The organism is Massilia cellulosiltytica (assembly GCF_047325105.1).
GTDB lineage: Bacteria > Pseudomonadota > Gammaproteobacteria > Burkholderiales > Burkholderiaceae_D > Telluria > Telluria orientalis.
Genome location: NZ_CP168562.1, coordinates 3339801 through 3363109 on the forward strand (window position 1 = coordinate 3339801; position 23309 = coordinate 3363109).

16 protein-coding genes are annotated in these 23309 nt (G+C 66.9%); 13 read left to right on the plus strand and 3 right to left on the minus strand.

Going from position 1 to position 23309, the window contains the following annotated elements; genetic code table 11:
* The first annotated feature begins 4 nt into the window (after window positions 1-4).
* The 12 genes from ACEN9H_RS14580 (at window position 5) to ACEN9H_RS14635 (ending at window position 16901) form a co-directional block, all read left to right on the plus strand.
* Window positions 5-1603, plus strand: a complete 1599-nt coding sequence (locus ACEN9H_RS14580) for a UxaA family hydrolase (protein ID WP_413675337.1) — start codon at window positions 5-7, stop codon at window positions 1601-1603.
* Window positions 1604-1613: 10 nt separating this feature from the next.
* Window positions 1614-3041, plus strand: a complete 1428-nt coding sequence (locus ACEN9H_RS14585; RefSeq protein ID WP_413675338.1) for a tagaturonate reductase — start codon at window positions 1614-1616, stop codon at window positions 3039-3041.
* Window positions 3042-3137: 96 nt separating this feature from the next.
* Window positions 3138-4433: an MFS transporter gene (locus ACEN9H_RS14590; protein ID WP_413675339.1), complete on the plus strand. Its 1296-nt coding sequence runs from the start codon at window positions 3138-3140 to the stop codon at window positions 4431-4433.
* A gap of 32 nt (window positions 4434-4465) precedes the next feature.
* Window positions 4466-5413, plus strand: coding sequence for a sugar kinase (locus ACEN9H_RS14595; RefSeq protein ID WP_413675340.1), 948 nt, complete (start codon window positions 4466-4468; stop codon window positions 5411-5413).
* Window positions 5410-6135: a GntR family transcriptional regulator gene (locus tag ACEN9H_RS14600; RefSeq protein ID WP_229411963.1), complete on the plus strand. Its 726-nt coding sequence runs from the start codon at window positions 5410-5412 to the stop codon at window positions 6133-6135. Before ACEN9H_RS14595 ends, ACEN9H_RS14600 begins: the two co-directional genes overlap by 4 nt.
* Before the next feature lie 66 nt (window positions 6136-6201).
* Window positions 6202-7464 carry a hypothetical protein gene (locus ACEN9H_RS14605; RefSeq protein WP_413675341.1) on the plus strand — a complete coding sequence of 421 codons (1263 nt, stop codon included), beginning with the start codon at window positions 6202-6204 and terminating at the stop codon, window positions 7462-7464.
* A gap of 132 nt (window positions 7465-7596) precedes the next feature.
* Window positions 7597-8886 carry a sensor histidine kinase gene (locus ACEN9H_RS14610; RefSeq protein ID WP_413675342.1) on the plus strand — a complete coding sequence of 430 codons (1290 nt, stop codon included), beginning with the start codon at window positions 7597-7599 and terminating at the stop codon, window positions 8884-8886.
* A 1-nt stretch (window position 8887) separates the two neighbouring features.
* Window positions 8888-9628, plus strand: coding sequence for a LytR/AlgR family response regulator transcription factor (locus ACEN9H_RS14615; protein WP_413675343.1), 741 nt, complete (start codon window positions 8888-8890; stop codon window positions 9626-9628).
* A gap of 323 nt (window positions 9629-9951) precedes the next feature.
* Complete coding sequence (locus ACEN9H_RS14620) at window positions 9952-11190, plus strand: glycosyltransferase (protein ID WP_371770351.1); 1239 nt, start codon at window positions 9952-9954, stop codon at window positions 11188-11190.
* A gap of 83 nt (window positions 11191-11273) precedes the next feature.
* On the plus strand, window positions 11274-13385 hold the full coding sequence (locus tag ACEN9H_RS14625) for an MGH1-like glycoside hydrolase domain-containing protein (protein WP_413675344.1): 2112 nt from the start codon (window positions 11274-11276) through the stop codon (window positions 13383-13385).
* Window positions 13386-13459: 74 nt separating this feature from the next.
* A complete protein-coding gene (locus ACEN9H_RS14630; protein ID WP_413675345.1) occupies window positions 13460-14980 on the plus strand; it encodes an alpha-L-fucosidase in 1521 nt (506 codons plus the stop codon).
* 1 nt (window position 14981) lies between these two features.
* A complete protein-coding gene (locus ACEN9H_RS14635; RefSeq protein ID WP_413675346.1) occupies window positions 14982-16901 on the plus strand; it encodes a glycoside hydrolase family 97 protein in 1920 nt (639 codons plus the stop codon).
* Here the strand turns inward: ACEN9H_RS14635 and glf are convergent, their stop codons facing one another.
* From glf to ACEN9H_RS14650, 3 genes are all read right to left on the minus strand, one after another.
* The gene (glf, locus tag ACEN9H_RS14640; protein WP_413675347.1) at window positions 16902-18056 is read right to left on the minus strand and encodes a UDP-galactopyranose mutase; all 1155 of its coding nucleotides are present in this window, start codon (window positions 18054-18056) and stop codon (window positions 16902-16904) included.
* Between the two features lie 236 nt (window positions 18057-18292).
* Complete coding sequence (locus tag ACEN9H_RS14645; RefSeq protein ID WP_413675348.1) at window positions 18293-18616, minus strand: KGG domain-containing protein; 324 nt, start codon at window positions 18614-18616, stop codon at window positions 18293-18295.
* A 172-nt stretch (window positions 18617-18788) separates the two neighbouring features.
* Entirely contained in the window at window positions 18789-19910 is a 1122-nt protein-coding gene (locus ACEN9H_RS14650) for a mechanosensitive ion channel family protein (RefSeq protein WP_413675349.1), read from the minus strand.
* Window positions 19911-20040: 130 nt separating this feature from the next.
* Between ACEN9H_RS14650 and ACEN9H_RS14655 the strand changes: the two genes are divergently transcribed.
* Window positions 20041-23298, plus strand: a complete 3258-nt coding sequence (locus ACEN9H_RS14655) for a PAS domain-containing protein (protein ID WP_413675350.1) — start codon at window positions 20041-20043, stop codon at window positions 23296-23298.
* Window positions 23299-23309: the final 11 nt, after the last annotated feature.

The following is a 23309-nucleotide window of genomic DNA, read 5'->3' on the forward strand; positions in this document are numbered from 1 at the left end:
AACCATGCAAAAAGTAATCTGCATTCACCCGGACGACAGCATGCTGGTCGCCCTGACCGACCTGGCGCCGGGTGATGTCGTGACGTGGAGCGGGGAGAACATCCTCGTCGCAACAAAGATCAAGACCAAGCACAAGCTGGCGCGCCGCGCCTTCGCCGAGGGCGAGCTGCTGACCATGTACGGCGTCGTCGTCGGCAAGGCGACGCAGCCGATCCGCAAAGGGGAGGCCGTCACGACGGACAACCTCGCGCATTACGCGTCCGAGGTCGAGATCGGGGAATCGAAGCCGTATACGTGGACGCCTCCGGACGTCGCCGACGTGAAGGACGCCACGTTCGACGGCGTCGTGCGTGCGGATGGCCGCGTGGGCACCGCCAACTACTGGCTGATCTTCCCGCTCGTGTTCTGCGAGAACCGCAACGTGGAACACCTCCGCAATGCGCTGGAAGGCCCGCTGGGCTATGCGACCAATGATCTTGCCTCGCTCACCTTCCAGCTGCTGGGCGAGGACATGGAAGCGCCGAAACCCGTCGTGCGCCCGTTCCCGAACGTGGACGGCGTGCGCATCATCACCCACAACGGCGGCTGCGGCGGCACGCGCGCGGACGCGCGTTCGCTGTGCAAGATCCTCGCCGCGTATGCCGACCACCCGAACGTGGCCGGCATCACCGTATTCTCGCTGGGCTGCCAGAACGCGCAGATCGGCATGTTCAAGGATGCCCTCGCGAAGCAGAACCCCGACTTCGCCAAGCCCGTGCTGATCTACGAACAGCAGCAATGGGACAGCGAAGAAAAGATGATGAAGGCGGTGCTGCAGGACACCCTGACGCACCTGAAGGACGCGAACAAGGTGCAGCGCCGGCCGATGCCGCTGTCGCACCTGAAGATCGGCGTCAAATGCGGCGGCTCGGACGGCTTTTCCGGCATCTCCGCCAACCCGGCGATGGGCTATGTGTCGGACATGGTCGTCGCCGTCGGCGGTTCGTCGATCCTCGCGGAATTCCCCGAACTGTGCGGCGTGGAGTCGTCGCTGATCGAACGCTGCGTGGAAGACGAGGACAAGCGCCGCTTCCTCGGCATGATGCGCGACTTCGAACAGCGCGCGCTGGCCGTCGGCACGCACTTCGCCGACAACCCGAGCCCCGGCAATATCCGCGACGGCCTGATCACCGATGCCATGAAATCGGCCGGCGCCGCGAAGAAGGGCGGCACGTCGCCGATCGTCTCCGTGCTGGACTACGGCGAGCAGACGGACAAGCAAGGCCTGGCACTGCTGTGCACCCCGGGCGGCGACGTCGAATCCGTCACCGGCATCGTGGCGTCCGGCGCGAACGTCGTGCTGTTCTCGACGGGCCTCGGCACCCCGACCGGCAATCCGATCGTGCCCGTGCTGAAAATCTCCAGCAACAGCCGCGTGGCCGCGAAGCTGTCCGACCTGATCGACTACGACTGCGGCCCGATCATCGAAGGCAAGCCGCTGCCCGACGTGGCGAAAGGCCTGTTCGACATGGTCGTGGCGACGGCGGGCGGGCAATACAAGTGCAAGGCCGACCGGCTGCAGCAATACGACTTCATTTTCTGGAAACGCGATATTTCGCTGTAAGGGCAGACCCATGACTCAACTTCGTCGTACCACTCCGTTCGCACTGCCGGTCAAGATCCTGCAGTTCGGGCAGGGGAATTTCATGCGCGGTTTCTTCGACTGGCAAATCGACCTGCTCAACGAGCGCACGGGCCTGGACGCCGGCGTCGTCGTCGTGCGCCCGCGCGGCGGTGGCTCGGCCCCGCTGCTGGACGTGCAGGACGGCCTGTTCACCGTGCTCGTGCGCGGCCTGGACGAGGCCGGGCTGCCGGTCAAGCAGTACCGCAAGGTCGAATGCGTGCAGCGCGAGATCGATCCGGCCACGATGTACGCCGACTACCTGGCCCAGGCGTCGAACCCCGACCTGCGCTTCATCGTCTCCAACACGACGGAGGCGGGCATCGTCGTCAACGACACCGATGGCCAGGCCGACGCGCCGCCGGTGACGTTCCCCGCCAAGCTCACGCAACTGCTGTTTGCCCGCTACCAGGCGTTCGGCGGCGCCCAGGACAAGGGCCTCGTCCTGCTGCCCTGCGAACTGATCGACAAGAACGGCGAAGCGCTGAAGAACGCCGTGCTGCACTACGCGCGCCTGTGGGACCTGCCGGCCGGCTTCGCCGCGTGGATCGGCGACGCCTGCACGTTCTGCAACACGCTCGTCGACCGCATCGTCACCGGCTACCCGGCCGCGGACGCCGCGCAGGTCGAGCAGGAACTGGGCTACGCGGACCCGTTCCTCGTGGCGGCCGAGTACTACTACCTGTTCGTGATCCAGGGCCCGGCGTCGGTCGGCGAAGAGCTGAAGCTGGCGGGCGCGGATCTCAACGTGAAACTCGTCGACGACATCACGCCGTACAAGAAGCGCAAGGTCGGCATCCTGAACGGCGGCCACACGACCCTCGTGCCGGTCGCGCTGCTGGCGGGCCTGGAAGCGGTCGGTCCGGCCGTCGACGACGCCCAGGTGGGCGCGTTCCTGCGTGCGGCCATCGACGACGAGATCATCCCGGCGCTGGAGATGGACCGCGCGCAACTGGAAGCGTTCGCCGCCGACGTGCTGCGCCGCTTCCGCAATCCGGCCATCCACCACCGGCTGGCGGCGATCGCCCTGAACAGCTGGAGCAAGTTCGCCGCGCGCGTGCTGCCGCAACTGCTGCGCTACGCCGAACTGCACGACGGCCGCCTGCCGCGCCGCCTCGTGCTCGCCATGGCCGCGACGATGGTGCTGTACCGCGGCGGCGTCATCGACCTCGCGGACGATCCGGTCACGCTGGCATGGTTCAAGGCCGGCTGGGACAAGGTCGGCAGCGGTGAATGGGCGCTGGACGACCTGGCCCACGGCTGGCTCGGCCACGCCGCGCTGTGGGGCAGGGACCTGAACGCCGTGCCGGGACTGGCCGCGCAACTGGCCGCGAACCTGCGCGCCATCGAACAGCAGGGCATCCGCGCACTGCTGGCTTAAAACACGACGACATCCGATCGAGAGAGACCGCCGGCGCCTCCGCGCCGAGCGGTCCGGGATCTTGCGCGCCCAAAAAACGGCGCCGGAGGAGACAACATGAGCAAAATGAAGGGCATGCGCTGGTGGATGGTAGGGCTGGTCACGCTGGGCCTGATCGTCAACTACCTGGCGCGCAACACGCTGTCGGTCGCGGCGCCGACGATGATGGCGGAACTGCACATCGACACGAAGCAGTATTCGTACATCGTCGTCGCGTGGCAGGTCTGCTACGCCGTCATGCAGCCCGTGGCCGGCTTCGTGCTGGACGCGATCGGCACCAAGATCGGCTTCGCCGTGTTCGCGTTCGCCTGGTCGCTGGCCTGCGCCTGCGCCGCGCTGGCCTCGGGCTGGCAGAGCATGGCGTTCTTCCGCGGCCTGCTCGGGCTGACGGAGGCGGCGGGCATCCCGGCCGGCGTCAAGGCGACGACGGAGTGGTTCCCGGCGAAGGAACGGTCGGTCGCCATCGGCTGGTTCAACATCGGCTCGTCGATCGGCGCCCTGTGCGCGCCGCCGCTCGTCGTGTGGGCGATCCTGCACGCGGGCTGGAAGTCGGCGTTCGTCATCGTGGGCGGGCTGGGCATCGCGTGGACCCTGCTGTGGGTCGTGTTCTACAAGCACCCGCGCGACCAGAAACTGCTGTCCGATGCGGAGCGCGACCACATCCTGTCGGGCCAGGAAGCAAAGCACCAGGACAGCGCCGCGAAGGCGTCGTGGCGCGAGATCGTCAGGAACCGGAACTTCTGGTCGATCGCGATCCCGCGCTTCCTGTCCGAGCCGGCGTGGCAGACGTTCAACGCGTGGATCCCGCTGTACATGGCGACGGAGCGCCACATGGACCTGAAGGAGATCGCGGTGTTCGCGTGGCTGCCGTTCCTCGCCGCGGACATCGGCTGCGTGCTGGGCGGCTATCTGTCGCCGTTCGTGCACCGGCATTTCAATGTCTCCCTGTTCGCGTCACGCAAATGGGTCGTCGCGTTCGGCGCGCTGTGCATGATCGCCCCGGGCTGCATCGGCCTCGTGGCCAGCCCGTACACCGCGATCTTCCTGCTGTGTATCGGCGGCTTCGCGCACCAGACGCTGTCCGGCGCGCTGTACGCGATCACGTCCGACGTCTTCGGCAAGAACGAAGTGGCGACCGCCACCGGGCTGGCCGGCATGTCCGGCTACCTGGGCGCGACCCTGTTCACGCTGGTGTTCGGCGTGGTGGTCACGCACGTGGGCTATAGCCCGCTGTTCGTCGTGCTGGCGGTGTTCGACGTGCTGGCGGCGGTCGTCGTCTGGACCCTGGTCCGTGACGGCGGTCCGCGCACGCCCCGCAAAACAGATGCCCCGGCCGTCGCCGGCATCCGGTAAACTCTCGCCGACACTCAACACAAGGACCCACGATGGCAGCACACACCGTCTACGCGATCGGCGAATGCATGATCGAACTGCAGAAGCACGGCGAACAGGGCACGCTCGACTACCGCTTCGGCGGCGACACGCTGAACACGGCCGTGTACATGGCCCGCCTGCTCGACCCGGCCGTCGCCGACGTGGCCTATGTGACGGGCCTGGGCCAGGACGGCATGTCCGCCGAGATGCTGGCCGCGTGGGAGCGCGAAGGCATCGCCACCGCCAGCGTGCTACGCCTGGCCGACCGGCTGCCCGGCATCTACATGATCGAGACGGACCCGGATGGCGAGCGCCGCTTCCACTACTGGCGCAAGGATTCCGCCGCGCGCCACTGGATGGCGGCGCCGGGCGCCGACCGGGTACTCGCGCAACTGGCCGAGGCGCGCATGGTGTACCTGTCCGGCATCAGCCTCGCGATCCTGTCCCCGGGCGACCGCGACGTGCTGGTCGCGACGCTGGCGCGGTGCCGCGCGGCGGGCGGCAAGGTCGTCTTCGACAACAACTACCGGCCGCGCCTGTGGGAGAGCGCGGACACGGCGCGCGACGTCTACGGCCGCGTGCTGGCCCATGCCGACATCGCGCTGCTCACGCTGGACGACGAGGTCGCGCTGCATGGTCCGGGCGACGCGTCCGGCGCGATCGAGCGCACGCGCACGCTGGGCGTGCGCGAGATCGTCGTCAAGTGCGGCGGCGATCCGGCGGTCGTCTGGCACGACGGCACGGTGCACGAGGTGGCGCCGGAGCCCGTGAGCGACGTGATCGACACGACGGCCGCCGGCGATTCGTTCGGCGCCGCCTACATGGCCGCGCGCCTGTCGGGCAAGGGGCCGGAAGACGCCGCGCGCGCCGGGCACCGCCTGGCCGGCACGGTGATCCGCCACCGCGGCGCGATCATCCCGCGCGACGCGATGCCGAATTCGCTACACTTCCGACCATGAACCACCAGGCCCCACCCAATCCCGTGACCGAGGCGGAGAACGGCCTGTCCGCGTCGCGCCGCGTCTACCTGTGCCTGCGCCGGCGCATCGTCGAAATGGACATGCTGCCCGGCACCCGCGTCGTCGAGCGCGACATCGCCGAGGAGTTCGGCACGAGCCGTACGCCCGTGCACGAGGCCGTGCAGCGCCTCGCGGACGAGGGCCTGATCGAGATCGTGCCGCGTTCGGGCACGTTCGTGTCCCGCATCCCGCTCGACGCGCTGGACGAGGCCAACCTCGTGCGCCACGCGCTGGAGACGGCGATCATCGAAAAGGCGGCCGAGCGCGTGGGACCGGACGACGTGGCACGCCTGCGCGCGATCCTGGCCGAGCAGGAGGCTGCCATCACCGCGAACGACTTCGGCACGTTCCACCGCACGGACGAGCGCTTCCACGCACTGCTGGCCGAGCTGTCCGGCTATCCGGGCGTGTGGCCGATCATCCAGCAGGCCAAGACGCAGATGGACCGCTACCGCCAGCTCACCCTGCCGCTGGAAGGCCGCATGGCCGGGGTGCTGGAAGAGCACCGGTCCGTCGTCGACGCGATCGAGGCGCGCGACCCGGCCCGCGCGGTGGCCGCCATGCGCGAACACCTCGACCATGTGATGCCGGTGCTGGAAATCACCCGCAAGCTGCGTCCGGAATTCTTCACGACGCACCTCGACGCGCGCCCCGCACGCTGACGCGTTCTTCGCCCCGCGCGACCGATTTGTTACCATGGTGGTTCGTAAACTTTGATGAAGTCAGCCATGCCCAACAACAAGCGCCCGGCCAAGGGCCCGTCGGCCCAGCCCAACCGAAGGTCCGCGACGCCGGCCAAGCCGGCCAAGACGGCCAAGACGGCCAAGCCGGTGGAAGCGGATCCCGACGAGCTCGCCCAGAACCTCGTCGACCTGGCGCTCGAGATCACCGAGCGCGAAGGCCCCGACGCGGCCGCGCTCACCGCGCGCCAGGAAGAACTGACCGTGCTCGTGCGCCGCATGCTGCGCCGCAAACACGACGACGTGCTGTACGGCGCCATCGAAGTGGCGAAATACACGGATCCCGATTGCTGCCGCCTGCTGCGCGAGCGCGTGGAAGAAGAGGCCGCGACGTACCACGTCCGTGGCGACGACGAGATGGAACTCGAAATCGACGCCTTCATGATCCCGCTGTTCGTGCACAGCACGGGCGGCCTCGTGCAGGAAGACGTGTTCCGCGACGACGCCGATTTCGACGCCCTGATGGACAGTTTCCGGCAATCCGGCCTCGCCAGCGCCGCCACGCGCATCGTGCTCGTGCGTCACCTGTACGACCTGGACGCCGTCGACCGCATCCGCTACAGCCACCTGCAGGAGATGCTGCGCGAAGCCGCGCAGGCGATGCGCTCGCGCAAGCTCGTCGCCACGCCCGCCATCGAGGCCAGCATGCGGCCGTGGATCGGCGGCGACTACGAACCGGAGGACGACGCGATGGAACTGCGCTTCCTGCTCGGCTTCGCGCTGAAACCGGTCGACGATCCGTTCTACAAGGTGCCGTCCGGCGAGGCGGCGTCCGATGCGTACTTCGAAGGCCGCATGGCCCGCTACCGCATGTGGGCCGGCAGCGTATCGCCGCTGCTGCAGCGCTGCCTGTCGCGCCACCCGGCCGAAGTCGAGCTGAATTTCCTGTACCAGGATCTGTTCTACGGCGCCAAGGAACAGGGCGTGGGCGAGCTGTCGATGCTCGCCACCCTGGCCGAGGTCAACCAGAAACTGGAAGAGCAGCAGCGCCCGCCGGACCGCATCAAGGCCGTCGTCGCGCCGCTGGAGGCCAATGGCGAACCGGTGCTGCGCATCAACCTGTACCCGCTGGACGGCGGCGCGCCGCTGGCCACCGTCGACAAGCCGCTCGACCTGGCCGCGCACCTGGAGGCCGAGCTGGAAGACTTGTGCGATGCGCTGGGCACGGTCGGCCTCGACGGCGTGCTGCTGGCCCGCAGCTTCGATACCGCCGGCGAACCGGAAGACGCGGAACCCTATCTTTCGGCCTGAGGGCCGTTGCCTCGGCCGTTCAAACCCGGAAAAACGAATTCATGCCACGGGCGCACCCCTTCGTCGCAGCGTCCGCCGGGTCGTCATGGCGTCGATACAATGATCCTTGTCGAACGTTACCAGGGGTCCATCATGACTGTTCCATTCCGCCTGCCGGCCGTGCCGCAGGACCACAAGCTGGCACGGCGCTATATCGTGCAAACGATCCTGCGGCATGGTGCGACCGTCGTGCTGGCGTGGGTGGTCATCCTGGCCTTCGGGCTGATCCTTGCATGGCGCTTCGAAAGCCTGCGCCATCTCGACGTCTGGAACCTGCCCACCACGCTGCTGGTGTCGCTGGTTCTGCCGTTGCTGGGATGCAGCGCGACCGCCTTCGGCCTGGCCCGGCAGCATCTCGATGGTTTGCGGGCGTCCGGCACGCCGCTGACCAGCGACTGGATGGCTGCGCGTGTCCGGCGCGAAGCAAGCTCGGCGTTCGACCCCATGACGACATTCGATCTGTGCGCCGAAGTCCTGTCCAGTGTCGGCGCCGGTACAGCGCTGGGCTACGCCGGTCCGCCTGCATTCGACCACGACCCGTTCCACGGAACGATGGCCCTTGGCTCCCGCCGACCGCTGCGGCTCCACAACCATGTCCGCATCCGGATCAGCCGCGATGACGGCGGTACGACCCGTATCCGTATCGAACACCTCCCCGGACTGCAGTTATTCCTTGCGCCCGGCCAGGCGTTGCAGGCGGTGGAAACGGTGGCGGGCCTGCTCCGCGAACGCCTGCGCCAGCGTGGACTGGCGATCGAGACCGCCCGGCGCGCGCAAGAACTCGAGCGGGCGGCCCTGCATGCCCGGCTGAGCGCCCTGCAGGCCCAGGTGGAGCCGCATTTCCTGTTCAATACGCTGGCCAACCTGAAATATCTGATCCGCACCGACCCGGAACGCGCCCAGGGCATGCTCGACAGCCTGGTGGGCTATTTGCAGAGCGCGCTGCACGACATGCGCGCCGTCTCGTCGACGCTTGGACGCGAACTGGCGTTGGCACGCAACTACCTGTCGCTCATGAGCGTGCGCATGGGGCCGCGCCTGCGCTTCCGGATCGATGCGCCCGATGACCTGCTTTCCGTGCCGATGCCCCCGGCGATGCTGATCTCCCTGGTCGAGAATGCCGTCAAGCATGGGCTGGAACGCGCGACCCGGCCCGGCACGGTCACGATCGCCGCGCGCGCCGAAGGCGGCGCCCTGCGGTTGCTGGTGCACGACGACGGCGTCGGTTTCACCGACCAGGCAGGGCAGGGGTTCGGACTATCCAATCTCCACGAGCGCCTCGCCTTGCTGTATGGCGGCGCCGCATCGCTGACGGTTTCCGGGGCGGCCGAAGGCGGCGTGGAAGCGGTCCTGACCCTGCCGCTGGCCGCGACCGGAGCCTGACATGCCAATCGCCCTCATCGTCGAAGACGAACCGTTGCTGCGTGCGGAACTCCGCGACCAGCTGCACGCACTGTGGCCCGAACTGGAGATCGGCGCGGAGGCCGAGAACGGCATCGAGGCCGTGGCGTTCGTCGAGTCCCTGCGACCGGACGTCGTGTTCCTCGACATCCAGGTGCCGGGCCTGGACGGGCTGGAAGTCGCGCGCCACATCCCGGACGCCACCCAGGTCGTGTTCGTCACCGCCTATGCCGAACACGCGCTGCGGGCGTTCGAGACGGGCGCCGCCGACTATCTCGTGAAGCCCCTCGATACCGGACGGCTGATGCAAACGGTCAAGCGCCTCAAAGCGCGCGGACGTGACGGCAACAGGCCGGCCGCCGATCTCTGGCGGCAACTGTCCAGCCCGCCGGCACCCGTCACCTACCTGAAATGGCTCAGGGCTTCCGTGGGCAATATCGTGCGCCTGGTGATGGTGAGCGACGTGCAGTTTTTCCAATCCGACGGCAAATACACGCGTGTCGCCACGGCGGGCGGGGATGCGCTGATACGGCTGCCGCTGAAGGCCTTGATCGAACAGCTCGATCCCAGCCAGTTCGTGCAGGTGCACCGCGCCGCGATCGTCAACCTGCAGGCCATCGACCACATCGTCCGGGACGGGACGGCGATGGAAATCCTGCTCAAGGGCAGGACCGAAAAACTCGCCGTGAGCGAGGCGTACGGCCGCCAGTTCCGTCAGATGTGACCCCGTTTTTGCGGCACTGCACACGTCGTCACGCAAGCGTAGATGATGCCACTTCGTAGTGTTTTTTCTATTGTCCGCGTAGGAGGGAACCTACATTTTTTGGCACTCTGCCGAGCTCTCCTAGGGAGACCCGGACCGCAAGGTGTCCACTAGGTTTCCCAATGCAAATATTGCAATGCATAAATGAAAATATTAAGAATTTTGCATGATACGATTCACTGGTCCGGCACCTGATCTGTCGGTGTTTTCCAGAGCATCGACGCATCAGGTTCCGGCCTTGAATCCAGATCAACTAGAACGCCCCAAGGCGAAAGGAAATCAACATGCCGACCCTGATCGTGTTTTGCCATCTGCGCTGGGACTTTGTCTTCCAGCGCCCCCAGCACCTCATGACTCGCCTGGCGGAACACTACCGAATCCTGTTTGTCGAGGAGCCGGTGTATGACGAGGGCAAGGCGCACCTGAAGAAGACGGCCGTTGCGCCGAACATCACGGTGTGCCAGCCGCATACCGGCATCCAGGCACCCGGCTTCCATGACGACCAGATCCCCACGCTGCAAACGCTGCTGGCCGACCTCGTCCCGGAAGGCGAGCGTCCCGTCGTCTGGTTCTACACCCCGATGGCCCTGCCGCTGCTGCAAGGCTTCGATCCGGCACTCGTCATCTACGACTGCATGGACGAACTGGCGGCCTTCAAGAACGCCCCGAAACAATTGCTGCAGCGCGAAAACGCACTGCTCAACATCGCCGACCTGTGCTTCACGGGCGGTCCGAGCCTGTACCAGTCCAAGCGCGAGCGCCACGCCAACGCGCACTGCTTCTCGAGCAGCGTCGACGCGAAACACTTCCAGAAGGCGCTGGACCGCGACTACAGCCACCCGGAGCAGGCGCACGTCGCCCGTCCGCGCCTGGGCTTCTACGGCGTCATCGACGAGCGCTTCGACACCGACCTCGTAAGCCAAGTGGCCCAGGCCCGTCCGGACTGGCAGATCGTCCTGGTGGGTCCGGTCGTGAAGATCGACCCGGCCAACCTGCCGCGCGCGCACAACATCCACTACATGGGCCAGCGCACGTACGAACAGTTGCCGCAATTCCTGGCCGGCTGGGACGTCTGCCTGCTGCCGTTCGCGCTGAACGAGTCGACCAAGTTCATCAGCCCGACCAAGGTGCTGGAATACATGGCGGCCGAACTGCCGTCCGTCAGCACCCCGATCACGGACGTGAAGGTGCCGTACGGCGACGTCGTCGCGATCGCGGACACGCCAGAGAAATTCATCGCCGCCTGCGAGCGCATGCTGGCCATGAACGACGAGCAGCAGGCCGCGCTGAAGGAGCGCATGCGCGCCATCGTCGCCAACACGTCGTGGGACAAGACGGCCGCCAGCATGCACCACCTGATCCAGACGACTGCCCCGAGCAACAAGGCCCAGCGCTTCCTCGCCCAAGCGGAACAGCAGGACTTCGACGACGTCGTCAACGCCGAGAACGTCAATCCGCTGCCGATCGCCGCACTGGCCGCGCGCATGACGCCGAAGGACGGGATGGCAAAGGCAGCAGGCTGAGCGCAGGAATCGCTCAACCGGGCGATTAAATCGCCCAAACCCGCAAGACCGGTGGCGAACGTGAATACAATTCGCGCATGCGCATGTATTCACTCTTCATCGGTCTTCTGCTGTCGCTCGTCTGCGGCGTCGCGGGAGCGCAGGGCACGGCGACCTGGATCTGGTCCCCGGGCGATTTCGAGATCTGGCTCTCCAACCGGATGCAGGCGCAGCGCGTCGAGCGCGACGTCGCCTGGCCCCCGTTCTGGCGCCTGTACAACCACCAGCCGCAGGTGAACTTCATCCGGCAGGTCGACCTGGCCGCGCCGGAAGACATCGACATCGCCGTCGAAGGCATCCACAACGTCGCCATCGACGGCCGGTTCGTGCAAGGCGACCAGCGCCACGTGCGCGTCCCCGCCGGCAAGCACACGCTCAACCTGCAGGTCTATAACGCGGCCTCGCCGCCGGCCGTGTTCGTGCAGGGACCGACGATCCGCTCCGACGCGTCGTGGTCGGTCGGTCCGCGTCCCGGTGCGCCGACGGCCCATGCGGCGCACTGGAACCTCGCCGCGCCGGACACGCCGCCATCCCGCTACCGCCTGCCCACCCGCGAGATCCCGGCCGTCGCCGTCACGCGCGCGGAGGGCGCCATCCTCGTCGACTTCGGCCGGGAGACGACGGGCTTCGTCAAGCTGAAGAACCTCGCGGGCAGCGGCAAGATCGCCTTGTACTACGGCGAGTCGAAAGAGGAAGCGTTGTCCGTGGAGGGCGCCGAAACCCTCGACCGCTTCACCCTCGCGGACCACCGCGGCGACTTCGTCGCGCCCACGTCGCGCGCCATGCGCTACGTGAACATCCGCTTCGATGGCGGCATACACATCGACGACGCGGCGCTGCTGTACGAATACCTGCCGGTCGCGCACCGCGGCACGTTCAAGAGTTCCGACGAGGAATTGAACCGGATCTGGGACGTCGCCCAGCGCACGCTGGAACTGAACACACGCGAATTCTTCATCGACGGCGTCAAGCGCGACCACTGGGTCTGGTCCGGCGACGCCGTGCAGACCTACCTGATGAACTACTACACGTTCTTCGACAGCGATACGGTCAAGCGGACGACGTGGGCGCTGCGCGGCGCGGATCCGGTCGACATGCACATCAACACGATCCTGGATTACTCCCTGTACTGGTTCATCGGCATCCGCGACTACTACCAGTACACCGGTGACGCGGACTTCGTGAAGAGCGTCTACCCGCGCATGACGACCCTGATGGACTTCGTGCTCGCGCGCCGCAACGCGAACGGCATGCTGGAAGGCTTGCCGGGCGACTGGGTGTTCGTCGACTGGGCCGACATGCCGAAGAATGGCGAGCTGACCGTCATCCAGCTGCTGTTCGCCAGGAGTCTCGAAGCGATGGCCGATTGCGCCGCGCTCGCGCACGACGACGCGAAGGCCGCCACGTACCGCCAGCTCGCCGCGGACCTGAAGGCGAAGATCATGGCCGCGTTCTGGGACCCGCGGCGGCAGGTATTCATCCACGGCCGCAAGGACGGCAGGATCGACCCGCTCGTCACACGCCATCCGAACATGTTCGCGCTGATGTTCGGCTACCTGGACGACGCGCAGGCGGCCGCCGTGCGCCGCAACGTCCTCACGAGCGACACGGTGCCGAAGATCACGACCCCGTACATGCGCTTCTACGAACTCGCGGCGCTGGCGGAAAGCGGGCAGCAGCGCTACGTCACGGGCCAGATCAAGGATTACTGGGGCGGCATGCTGCGTGCAGGCGCGACGTGCTTCTGGGAGCAGTACGACCCGAAGGTGGAGGGCGCCGCGCGCTACGCGATGTACGGCAAGCCGTTCGGCATGAGCCTGTGCCACGCCTGGGGCGCGAGTCCGCTCTACCTGCTCGGCAAATACTACCTGGGCGTGAAGCCGACGCAGCCCGGCTACGCGGCCTATGTCGTCGAGCCGGACCTGGGCGGCCTCGCATGGATCGACGGGAAGGTGCCGACGCCGCACGGCGACATCGCCGTGTACGCGGACGCGCAGACGATCCGGGTGACGCCCGTGGCAGGGCAGGGCGTCCTGCGGTTCACGAGTGCGAGCGCACCCCGCAGCGACGGCGGGACGATCCGCAGGATCGGCGAGCGGCGCTACGAGCTGGCGCTGGAAGGAGGGAAGACGGTCACCGTCGTGCGGACAAAATAAGCTGTTGCGGGGACTCCTTGGGTGCATCTATAATCCGGCCTGTACGTTATAGATTAAAAACCACGGAGACCGAATTGCGCCGCTCACTTCTTTCCACCCTCATCCTGTGCGGGCTGTTCGCCAGTCCGCTGGCATCCGCTGCCGACCAGGCCGTCCAGCTGACGCACGTGGCCGGCCCGTTCGCCGCCGATCCGGCCTCGCTGGACAAATACGAAACGCCGGACTGGTTCCGCGACGCGAAGTTCGGCATCTGGTCGCACTGGGGCCCGCAGGCCGTGCCGCGCGCCGGCGACTGGTATGCGCGCAATATGTACATCTACGGCACGCCGCAGTACGAACACCACCTCAAGCACTATGGCCACCCGAGCAAGTCCGGCTACAAGGACATCATCCCGCTGTGGAAAGCCGAGAAATTCGATCCCGACGCCCTGATGGCGCTGTACGCCAAGGCCGGCGCGAAGTATTTCGTCAGCATGGGCGTCCACCACGACAATTTCGACCTGTGGGATTCTAAGTACCACCGCTGGAACGCCGTCAAGATGGGCCCGCACCGCGACATCGTCGGCGCCTGGCAGAAGGCGGCCGTCAAGGCGGGCCTGCGCTTCGGCGTGTCCGAGCACCTGGGTGCGAGCTACGGCTGGTTCGGCACGAGCCATGGCCACGACGAGGTGTTCCCGCAGCTCGGCGTGCCGTACGACGGCGCCGATCCGCAGTACGCGGACCTGTACCACCCGAAGCATGACGAGCTGTTCGGCGGCGGCCAGAAGTGGTACACGAAGGACGCGGCATATCACCAGGAATGGTTCAACCGCATCACCGACCTCGTGACGCACTACAAGCCGGACCTGCTCTACACCGACGGCGGCATTCCGTTCGGCGACACCGGCAGGACCCTCGTCGCCAATTTCTACAACGAGAACATCAAGACGCACGGCAAGCTGGAAGCCGTGTACAACCACAAGGACATCGGCTCGGGCGAGTTCCTGCGCAAGGCCGGCGTGCAGGACGTCGAGCGCGGCGTCATGAACGGCATCCAGCCGCTGCCGTGGCAGACCGACACATCGATGGGCGACTGGTTCTACAGCGAGGGCTACAAGTACAAGACCACGCGCGACGTCGTGACCATGCTGGCGGACATCGTCAGCAAGAACGGCAACCTGCTCCTCAACGTCGTGCAGTACCCGGACGGCAGCCTGCCGCCCGAGTCGCGCAAGTTCCTCGACGAGATGGCGGCCTGGATCCAGGTCAACGGCGAAGCCATCTACGGCACGCGGCCGTGGAAGACGTTCGGCGAAGGCCCGACGAAGACGGAGGGCGGCGCGTTCAAGGAAAACGCGGACTATACGGCCGCCGACATCCGCTTCACCACCAAGGGCGGGTCCGTGTACGCCATCACGCTGGGCGAGCCGAAGGGGCAGGTGCGCATCGCCTCGCTCGGTACGAAGGGCGGGCTGGAAAAACGCCCGGTCAAGTCGGTGTCGCTCGTGGGCGCCACCGCGCCGCTGCGCTGGAAGCAGCAGGACGACGCCCTCGTGATCGACGTGCCGGCCAGCCTGCCGACCGCCATCGCCTCCAGCTTCAAGATCGGATTCTGACATGAACATTCGTATGCTGACGCTGGCGGTGCTGGCCGCCTTCAGCGGTGCCGCCAGCGCCGCTTCCGCGGGGCAGGTCGCGGTGACGTCGCCGAACGGGCGGGCCGTCATCAAGATTGCGCGGGACGGCGGCAGTTACGTCGTGACGCGCGGCGGCGAAACGGTGATCGCTGCGTCGCCGCTGGGCCTCGAATTCGACGGCCAGCCGGACCTCGGCGCGCTGGTGCTGGAGAAGGTGACCAAAACGAGCGTGGACCGCGCCATTCCGCTCGTCGCGACCAAGGCGTCGAGCGCGCGCGACCACTACCGCGCCGCGACGCTCCAGTTCCGCGACCGTACGGACGCCACGCGCCGCCTGCTCGTGGACGTGCGCGCCTACGACGACGGCGTCGCCTTCCGCTACCGCATCGACGGCGGCGCACCGGTGCGCCTGCGCGGCGAAAAGACGGGCTTCATGCCTGCGGGCGACCCGGATTGCCTGATCTCCGTGTTCGACGGCGCGCACGAAGTGCCGTTCGCACGCCGGAAGATCACCCAGCTGGACGACAAGAAGGGCTACGACGTGCCGGTCGTGTGCACGACGCCGTCCGGCCGCACCGCCTACGCGATCACCCAGGCTGACCTCGGGGGCTACACGGGTGTGTCGCTGTGGCGCGACGGCGCCGGCCTGCGCGTGCAGCTGTCGCCGGTGCCGGGACGCGCCGCGCCCGTTTACGCATCCCAGGGCGGGTTGCAGACCGCCTGGCGCGTCGTCATGCTGGGCAACCGGCCGGGCGATCTGATCGCCTCGAACCTGGTCGGCAACCTGAATCCCGCCCCGCAGGGCGATTTCAGCTGGGTCAAGCCAGGCAAGGCCGCATGGGACTGGTGGTCGGGTCCGCTCATGGGCATGAAGCCGGACATGGCGGCCTACCGCCGCTTCATCGACTTCGCCGCCGCATCGGGCTTCCCGTACTACCTGATCGACGCGGGCTGGTCCAAAGGCGCCAACGCCGACGCCTGGGTCGCGCTGCCGACCACCGACATCACCCGCACCGCCGACGGCATCGACATGCCGGAACTGGTCAGCTATGCGGCCTCGAAGGGCGTCGGCCTGATCCTGTGGGCCCACTGGGACCACGTGCGGGAGCGCATGGACGAGGTGCTCGACACCTATGCGCGCTGGGGCATCAAGGGCGTCAAGATCGACTTCATGAGCCGCGACGACCAGGACGTGGTCGAGTTCTACGAGCGCGTCGCGCGGGCCACGGCCCAGCGCCACCTGCTGCTGGACCTGCATGGCGCCTACGTCCCGGCCGGCCTGCAGCGCACGTATCCGAACTTCATCACGCAGGAAGGGGTATTGGGCGCGGAGTGGGACAAGATGAAGACGTTCGTCACGCCCGAGCACAACCTGATGTTGCCGTACACGCGCATGCTGGCCGGGCCTCTCGATTACACACCGGGTGGCTTCCGCAACGTCACGCCCGCGGCGTTCCAGGTGCGCGCCGAGCTGCCGTTCGTGCCGAACACCCGCGGCCAGGAACTGGCGAAGTACGTCGTGTACGACAGCCCGCTGCAGATGGTGTCCGACGATCCGGACGCCTACCGCGACGCCGAAGGCTTCGATTTCATCCGCAAGGTGCCGACGGCGTGGGACGAGACGCGCTTCCTGTCCGGCGAGCCGGGCAAGGATATCGTGCTGGCGCGCCGGCTGGGCACGACGTGGTATGTGGGCGCGATGTCCGCGGACGAGGGTGCGACGACGAAGCGCGTGCCGCTGGACTTCCTGCCGGCCGGGCGCTACAAGGCCACGATCTGGGAAGACGGCGCCACGCCGAACAACGTCAAACTGCGCGCAACGGACGTGACGCCGCGCGACGCCCTGGCCCTGGAACTGGCGGGGGCGGGCGGCGCGGTGGTGATCCTCGAGGCCCGTTGATCAGGCCAGCGGGTCGATCGCGAAAGCGGGCATCCGGACGTTTTCGCGCGCGGCCTCGAGGAACTTGTCCGCGGTGAGCAGCGCCTCGTGGATGGTCACGTCCATGTCGAGGTAGCGATAGGTGCCGAGCCGGCCGACGAAAGTCACGTTCGGCTCGGTGCGCGCCAGGTTCACGTATTTTTCCAGCTGCGCCTTTTCGCGCGCCTGGCGGATCGGGTAGTACGGCGTGTCGTTTTCCTCGCACTGGCGGCTGTACTCCATGTAGCAGACCGTGCGCTCGTGCTGTTCCCAAGGCGAGAAGTGCTTGTGCTCGGTGATGCGCGTGTAGGTCTGCGAATCGTCGCAGTAGTTGATCACGGCGTTACCCTGGTAGTCGCCGGTGTCGCGGAAGACTTCGAAATCCAGCGTGCGGTAGGGCAGCCGGCCTTCCACGTGCTTGAACCAGGCGTCGATCGGGCCGCTGTAGAACACGTGGTCGTAGTCCGCCCTGGACGCCGGATCGAAGCGCGTCCCGAGGTGCACCTTGATGCCCGGCACCTTCAGGACGTTTTCCACGAGCGCCGTGTAGCCGTCCTTCGGCATGCCCTGGTACTTGTGGTTGAAGTAGTTGTCGTCGTAATTGAAGCGCACGGGCAGGCGCTTCAGGATGCTGGCCGGCAGTTCGCTCGGATGCAGGCCCCACTGCTTCATCGTGTACGTCTTGAAGAAGGCTTCGTACAGTTCGCGCCCCACGAAGCGCAGCGCCTGTTCCTCGAACGTCTGCGGATTCTCGATCGACTTGTCGCCCAACGACTGGATGAACGCCTGGGCTTCGGCCGGGCGGAACGTCTTGCCGAAGAACTGGTTGATCGTCAGCAGGTTGATCGGCAGCGTGAACACGCGGTTGTTCGTGATCGCCTTCACGCGGTTCACGTAGGGCATGAATTCGGAAAAACGGTTGACGAATTCCCACGCCCGTTCGTTATCGGTGTGAAAAATGTGCGGTCCATACACGTGGACCATGACGCCGGTCTCGCTGTCGCGCTCCGAGTGGCAATTGCCCGCGATGTGGTCGCGCGCCTCGAAGATCTCGACGTTGTAGCCCGCATGGGCCAGCTGGTGGGCGATGACAGCTCCGGAAAACCCAGCACCGACAATGGCAATATTTTTTTTCATTCGCTGATCCTGTTCGAAAAGTGATGTGTGACCCATGCCCGCATGCGCTGCTCGTGACTTGCAGTTACGACACGATAGGAATGTGAAATATAGTGCCAAAAATATATCATCCTTCACCCGTTTGGCCCCGCACAATTGGATGCGGACGAATGCATGATGATTATTCGAACGCGTCACGCAAATGCAAAAACCGCCGGCCGAAGCCAGCGGTTTTCGTCACGACAAGCGGCGAGTGATCAGCGTTTGTTGTCGTTTTTGTGGCTCTGCGAGCCGGCTCGGGCGTGCTGCTCCGGCGTGCCGCCGCGCGTGCCGTTGCCGCTCTGGGAGTTGCCGCGGTTACCGCTCTGGCTGTTGCCGTCGTTCTTGTGGCTCATGGAGCCGGCGCGGCGTGCTTCTTCCGACGTGAACTCGTGGGCATTGCCCGAAGCGTGGGCGGCGCGGCCGCCTTCCGATGCGATGTCGCGCTGCTTTTGCGGGTCCATCGATGCGAAACCGCGGTTGCTGGTATCGCCGCTCTGGTTGTTGCCTTTGTTACCGCCTTGCTGGTTGTTCGATGCCATGATCGTTCTCCTTTAAGTGGGTTGAGCGCATTTGCACTTCCTCTGCCGGATCAGCGTCTCGTGACGCCCGATCGGGAAGAGGTGAGTCCATGGTAAGCCCGTCCTTATGCATGGTGAATAGGACTACCTACGGCTGACTTGTAGGATGAGTCTGTCTATTTTGGTGCAACAATCAGTGCACGGACGGCCCCGGCGGCATCGCATCGCCGCGGCGCAGGAAGGATTCCGCGAGCTTCGGGTCGTCCAGCCGCACGATCGACAGCGGGTGCGCGAACTCGATGCGTTCCTTCTGGAAGCGGCGGTAGATCTCGAGGAAGATCGCCTGCTGCGCATCCATGTGCAGGATGTAGTCCGGGCTGCGGAAGTGGTACACGACTTCGAAATCCAGCGACCACTGACCCCAGCTGAAGAAGTGGGCGCGCTCGAAGTCGACGTTCTGCTGGCTGGAGACGATCTCGCGGATGATCTGCGGGATGCGGCACAGCTGGTCTTCCGGCGTCCCGTACGCGACGCGCAGGACGAACGCCACGCGCCGCGTCTGCATGCGCTTGTGATTGTGGATGCGGCTTTTCAGCAGCTCGCCGTTGGAAAACACCACCTGTTCGCCGCCCAGCCCGCGCACGCGCGTCGTCTTGAGGCCGATGTGTTCCACCGACCCGAGCACGTCGCCGACGATGATGAAATCGCCGACCTCGAACGGCTTGTCCAGCATGATCGACAGCGAAGCGAACAGGTCGCCCAGGATGTTCTGCGTGGCGAGCGCGACGGCCACGCCGCCGATCCCCAGGCTGGCCACGAGGGTCGTGATGTTGATGCCGAAGTTATCGAGGATCATCAGGGTGACGACCACCCACAGCAGCAGCCGCGAGATGAAGCACAGCACGCTGCTCGATGCGCGCCGCGCGCCGTCGACGGGGCCGATGCTGAACCGGTCGCGCCATGCGCGCAATCCCGTGTCGCCCCAGATCGCCGCCTGCAGCAGCAACGATGCGATGGCGATGCGGGTGACGAACTTGTCCTGCCTGGCCGTCAGCTCCAGGAACGTGCTGCCGAAATACACGGCGAACACGAGGATGAACAGCAGATACGTCTTAGCCAGCATCGCCGTGACGAAGTCGTCCAGCCGGGTTTCCGTGCGGCGCGACAGCGCTTCCATGCGCCGCAGCACGAACGCGCGCAGGAACACCATCGCGACGGCACTGCCAAGCGCCACGCCCAGGGCCAGGGCCCAGTCTTCGACACCATTGTTGAGAAAGGAGACATGCCCGGATCGGGACAGGAAGGGAAACGTCATCGACATGATTCACTAAAAACGAAAGCCAGCCGCCAGTGTGCGGGCGGGCGGCATCCGGCCGCGCACAATTGACTTTCGGAAGGGCGCGGCATACATTGTCTTATTTGCATCAATACACCGCCCGACACTGATGGCCTCCGACCAGACCACCAAGATCCTGCTCGTCGACGACCAGCCGGCCAACCTGGCGGTGCTGGAAGCCATCCTGGCGGACCTGGGTCAGACGCTCGTGTCCGTGACGTCCGGCGAGGCGGCGCTGCGCGAAGTGCTGGCCCACGATTTCGCCGTCGTGCTGCTGGACGTGCGCATGCCGACGATGAACGGGTTCGAGCTGGCGGAACTGATCCGCGAGCACCCGCGAACACACAGCCTGCCGATCATCTTCCTCACCGCCGGCGACGCCGACGAATTCCCGCTCGAGCGCGCATATGCGCTGGGCGCGGTCGACTATCTCACCAAGCCGCTCAACCCCATCGTCCTGCGGGCCAAGGTCGCCGTGTTCATCGACCTGTACCGCAAGAACGCGGAACTGGCCCGCATCGAGGAAGAACGCCACCGCGCCCAGCTGCGGTCGCGCGATGCCCGCCTGCGGCTCATCCTCGACAACATCCGCGACTATGCGTTCATCGGCACGGACGTCGACCGCATCTTGACGGAGTGGGAAGGAGGTGCCGCCGTGATCACCGGCTGGTCGCCCGATGACGTGCGCGGGCGCAGCGCGGACCTGCTGTTCACGCCGGAAGACCTGGCGAACGGCCTGCCCGAGCTGGAAGCCCGGCGCGCGCTCGAACAGGGCCGCGCGGAGGACCGGCGCTGGCACCTGCGCCGCGACGGCACACGGTTCTTCGCGGACGGCGTGATGGTGCCGCTGCGCGACGAGGCGGGCGTCCACGCCGGCTTTGCGAAGATCATCCGCGACGCCACCGCCGAAAAGCTGGCCGCCGAACGGCTGGCCGAGAGCGAACAGGAACTGGACGACAGCCGGCGCGAGGCCGAGGCCGAGCGCGAACGGCTGCTGCGCGAGCTGCAGGCCGCCAGCGAGCGCATGCGCGACATCTTCCACCGCGCGCCCGCCATCATGTGCGTGATGAGCGGCCCGGACCACGTAATCGAAATGGCCAACCAGCGCTTCCTGGAGCTGGCCGGCGGCCGCAAGCTCGCCTGGCGCCCCGTGCGCGCGGCGCTGCCGGAACTGGCGGGGCAGGGTTTTGCCGACGTGCTGGACCGCGTGTTCGCGAGCGGCGAAGCGGTCGAGGGCCATAACGTGCGCCTGCTGCTGGCCCCTGCCGCGGACGGCACCGACGACGCGCACACGGGCCTGGAAGAACACTTCCTCGACTTCGTGTGCATGGCCCTGCGGGAACCGGACGGCAGCGTGTCGGGCGTGCTGCTGCACGGCGTGGACGTCACCGAGCGCGCGCGTGCGAACCTGCTCGCCATCGGCCAGCGCGGCGCGCTGGAACTGGCCGTGACCGACGCGCCGCTGGGCGACGTGCTCGATGTGCTGGCCCGCACCGCCGAGGATTACACCGGCGGCGCCGCGCTGGCCTCCGTGCAGCTGATGGCCGGCGGCGGGCGCCTGCAGCACGCGGCGGCGCCGTCGCTCGCCGTGGAATTCCAGCGCGCGCTCGACACGGTGCCCGTCGGCCCGGTCGCGGGTGCCGCCGGCAGCGCCGCGTGGCAGGGCGCACCGATCGTCTGCGCCGACATCGCGACCGATCCGCTGTGGCAGCAGCACGTGCTGCTCGCGCAGGCGCACGGGCTGCGCGCGGCGCGCGCGCTGCCGATCCTGGCGCCGTCCGGCGCGGTGCTCGGCACGTTCACCCTGTACTACCGCGAACGGCGCCTGCCGAACCCGCAGGAAGAGGCGGCGCTCGCGCTGCTGGCGAACACCGCGTCGCTCGTGATCGGGCAACGCCACGAGGCGGCCGAACGGCAGGCCGCGGAGCACCGCTCGCGCGCGATCCTGGAAAGCATGAGCGAGGGCTTCATCGCGCTCGATCCGGCCTGGCGCATCACCTACGCGAACGGCGCGGCCGAAGCCGTCACGCGACGGCCGCGCGAGGAACTCGTGGGCGCCCAGTTCTGGGACCTGTTCGCGCGCCTGCAAGGCAGCCAGCAGGAACGCGCGCTGCGGCGCACGGCGCTGGAACGCGAACGATCGCGCATCGAAGCGTACGACGACGCCGAGGGCCGCTGGTTCGAGATCAATTCGTTTCCCATGGAGGGGGCCGGCGGACTGGCGCTGTATTTCCGCGACGAGACCGACCGCCGCCGCGCCGAAGAAGGCATCCGGCGCCTGGCCGCCGTGGCCGAGCAGTCGTCCGACTTCATCGGCATCTTCACGCCGGACGCCGGCGGCATCTACCTCAACCCGGCGGGCCGGCGCATGGCGGGCCTGGACGACCGCACCAACATCGCCGCCTGGCGCATGATCGATTTCTTCCCGCGCGAGGACCGGCCGTTCGTGCGCGACCACGTGATGGCCGCGCTGACGGTCGGCGCGGCCGAATGGGAGGGAGAACTGCGCCTGGCGCAACCCGATGGCCGGCCGCCGCTGCCCGTGTACTTCAAGGGGTTCGCGGTGCGCGACGCGGACGGCAACAACATTGGCCTTGCCACCATCACGCGCGACATCACGGCGCAGAAGCGCGCCGAGGACGAGCTGCGCCGCGTGGCCGCCGACCTGTCGGAGGCGGACCACCGCAAGAGCGAATTCCTCGCCACGCTCGCGCACGAACTGCGCAACCCGCTGGCGCCGATCCGCACGGGACTCGACCTGCTGCGCATGACGCCGGCCGACAAGGACGCGCTGGCGCGCATCCACGCGATGATGGACCGCCAGCTGGGCCACCTGATCCACCTCGTCGACGACCTGCTCGACATCGCCCGCATCACGCGCGGCAAGATCGAACTGAAACGGGAGAACGTGGACCTGAAGGTCATCGCGCAGATGGCCGTGGAGACGAGCGCCGCGCTCATCGAGTCGCACGGGCACCGCCTGGACGTCGACCTGCCCGAGGAACCGCTGCCGCTCGAGGCGGACGTCACGCGCATGGTGCAGGTGCTGTCGAACCTGCTGAACAACGCCGCCAAGTACACCCCGGCGGGCGGGCGCGTCGCGCTGTCCGCGTGGCGCGAGGACGGGCACGCCGTGGTCGCCGTGTCGGACAGCGGCATCGGCATCCCGCCGGATGCGATCGGCTCCGTGTTCGAGATGTTTACGCAGGTGCGCGGCAGCCTAGATCGGGCCCAGGGCGGCCTCGGGATCGGCCTGTCGCTCGTGCGCCGTCTCGTCGAGCTGCACGGCGGGCGCGTTGCCGCGTTTTCCGCCGGCCGGGGCCACGGCAGCACGTTCACGGTGCGCCTGCCGCTGCACCCCGGCTAGCCGCACGCGCG

What these genes read in the sequence shown, in the direction of transcription:
- ACEN9H_RS14580 (WP_413675337.1), top strand. Translation starts at nt 5, where the DNA reads ATGCAAAAAGTAATCTGCATTCACCCGGACGACAGCATGCTGGTCGCC.
- ACEN9H_RS14585 (WP_413675338.1), top strand. Translation starts at nt 1,614, where the DNA reads ATGACTCAACTTCGTCGTACCACTCCGTTCGCACTGCCGGTCAAGATC.
- ACEN9H_RS14590 (WP_413675339.1), top strand. Translation starts at nt 3,138, where the DNA reads ATGAGCAAAATGAAGGGCATGCGCTGGTGGATGGTAGGGCTGGTCACG.
- ACEN9H_RS14595 (WP_413675340.1), top strand. Translation starts at nt 4,466, where the DNA reads ATGGCAGCACACACCGTCTACGCGATCGGCGAATGCATGATCGAACTG.
- ACEN9H_RS14600 (WP_229411963.1), top strand. Translation starts at nt 5,410, where the DNA reads ATGAACCACCAGGCCCCACCCAATCCCGTGACCGAGGCGGAGAACGGC.
- ACEN9H_RS14605 (WP_413675341.1), top strand. Translation starts at nt 6,202, where the DNA reads ATGCCCAACAACAAGCGCCCGGCCAAGGGCCCGTCGGCCCAGCCCAAC.
- ACEN9H_RS14610 (WP_413675342.1), top strand. Translation starts at nt 7,597, where the DNA reads ATGACTGTTCCATTCCGCCTGCCGGCCGTGCCGCAGGACCACAAGCTG.
- ACEN9H_RS14615 (WP_413675343.1), top strand. Translation starts at nt 8,888, where the DNA reads ATGCCAATCGCCCTCATCGTCGAAGACGAACCGTTGCTGCGTGCGGAA.
- ACEN9H_RS14620 (WP_371770351.1), top strand. Translation starts at nt 9,952, where the DNA reads ATGCCGACCCTGATCGTGTTTTGCCATCTGCGCTGGGACTTTGTCTTC.
- ACEN9H_RS14625 (WP_413675344.1), top strand. Translation starts at nt 11,274, where the DNA reads ATGTATTCACTCTTCATCGGTCTTCTGCTGTCGCTCGTCTGCGGCGTC.
- ACEN9H_RS14635 (WP_413675346.1), top strand. Translation starts at nt 14,982, where the DNA reads ATGAACATTCGTATGCTGACGCTGGCGGTGCTGGCCGCCTTCAGCGGT.
- glf (WP_413675347.1), bottom strand. Translation starts at nt 18,056, where the DNA reads ATGAAAAAAAATATTGCCATTGTCGGTGCTGGGTTTTCCGGAGCTGTC.
- ACEN9H_RS14645 (WP_413675348.1), bottom strand. Translation starts at nt 18,616, where the DNA reads ATGGCATCGAACAACCAGCAAGGCGGTAACAAAGGCAACAACCAGAGC.
- ACEN9H_RS14650 (WP_413675349.1), bottom strand. Translation starts at nt 19,910, where the DNA reads ATGACGTTTCCCTTCCTGTCCCGATCCGGGCATGTCTCCTTTCTCAAC.
- ACEN9H_RS14655 (WP_413675350.1), top strand. Translation starts at nt 20,041, where the DNA reads ATGGCCTCCGACCAGACCACCAAGATCCTGCTCGTCGACGACCAGCCG.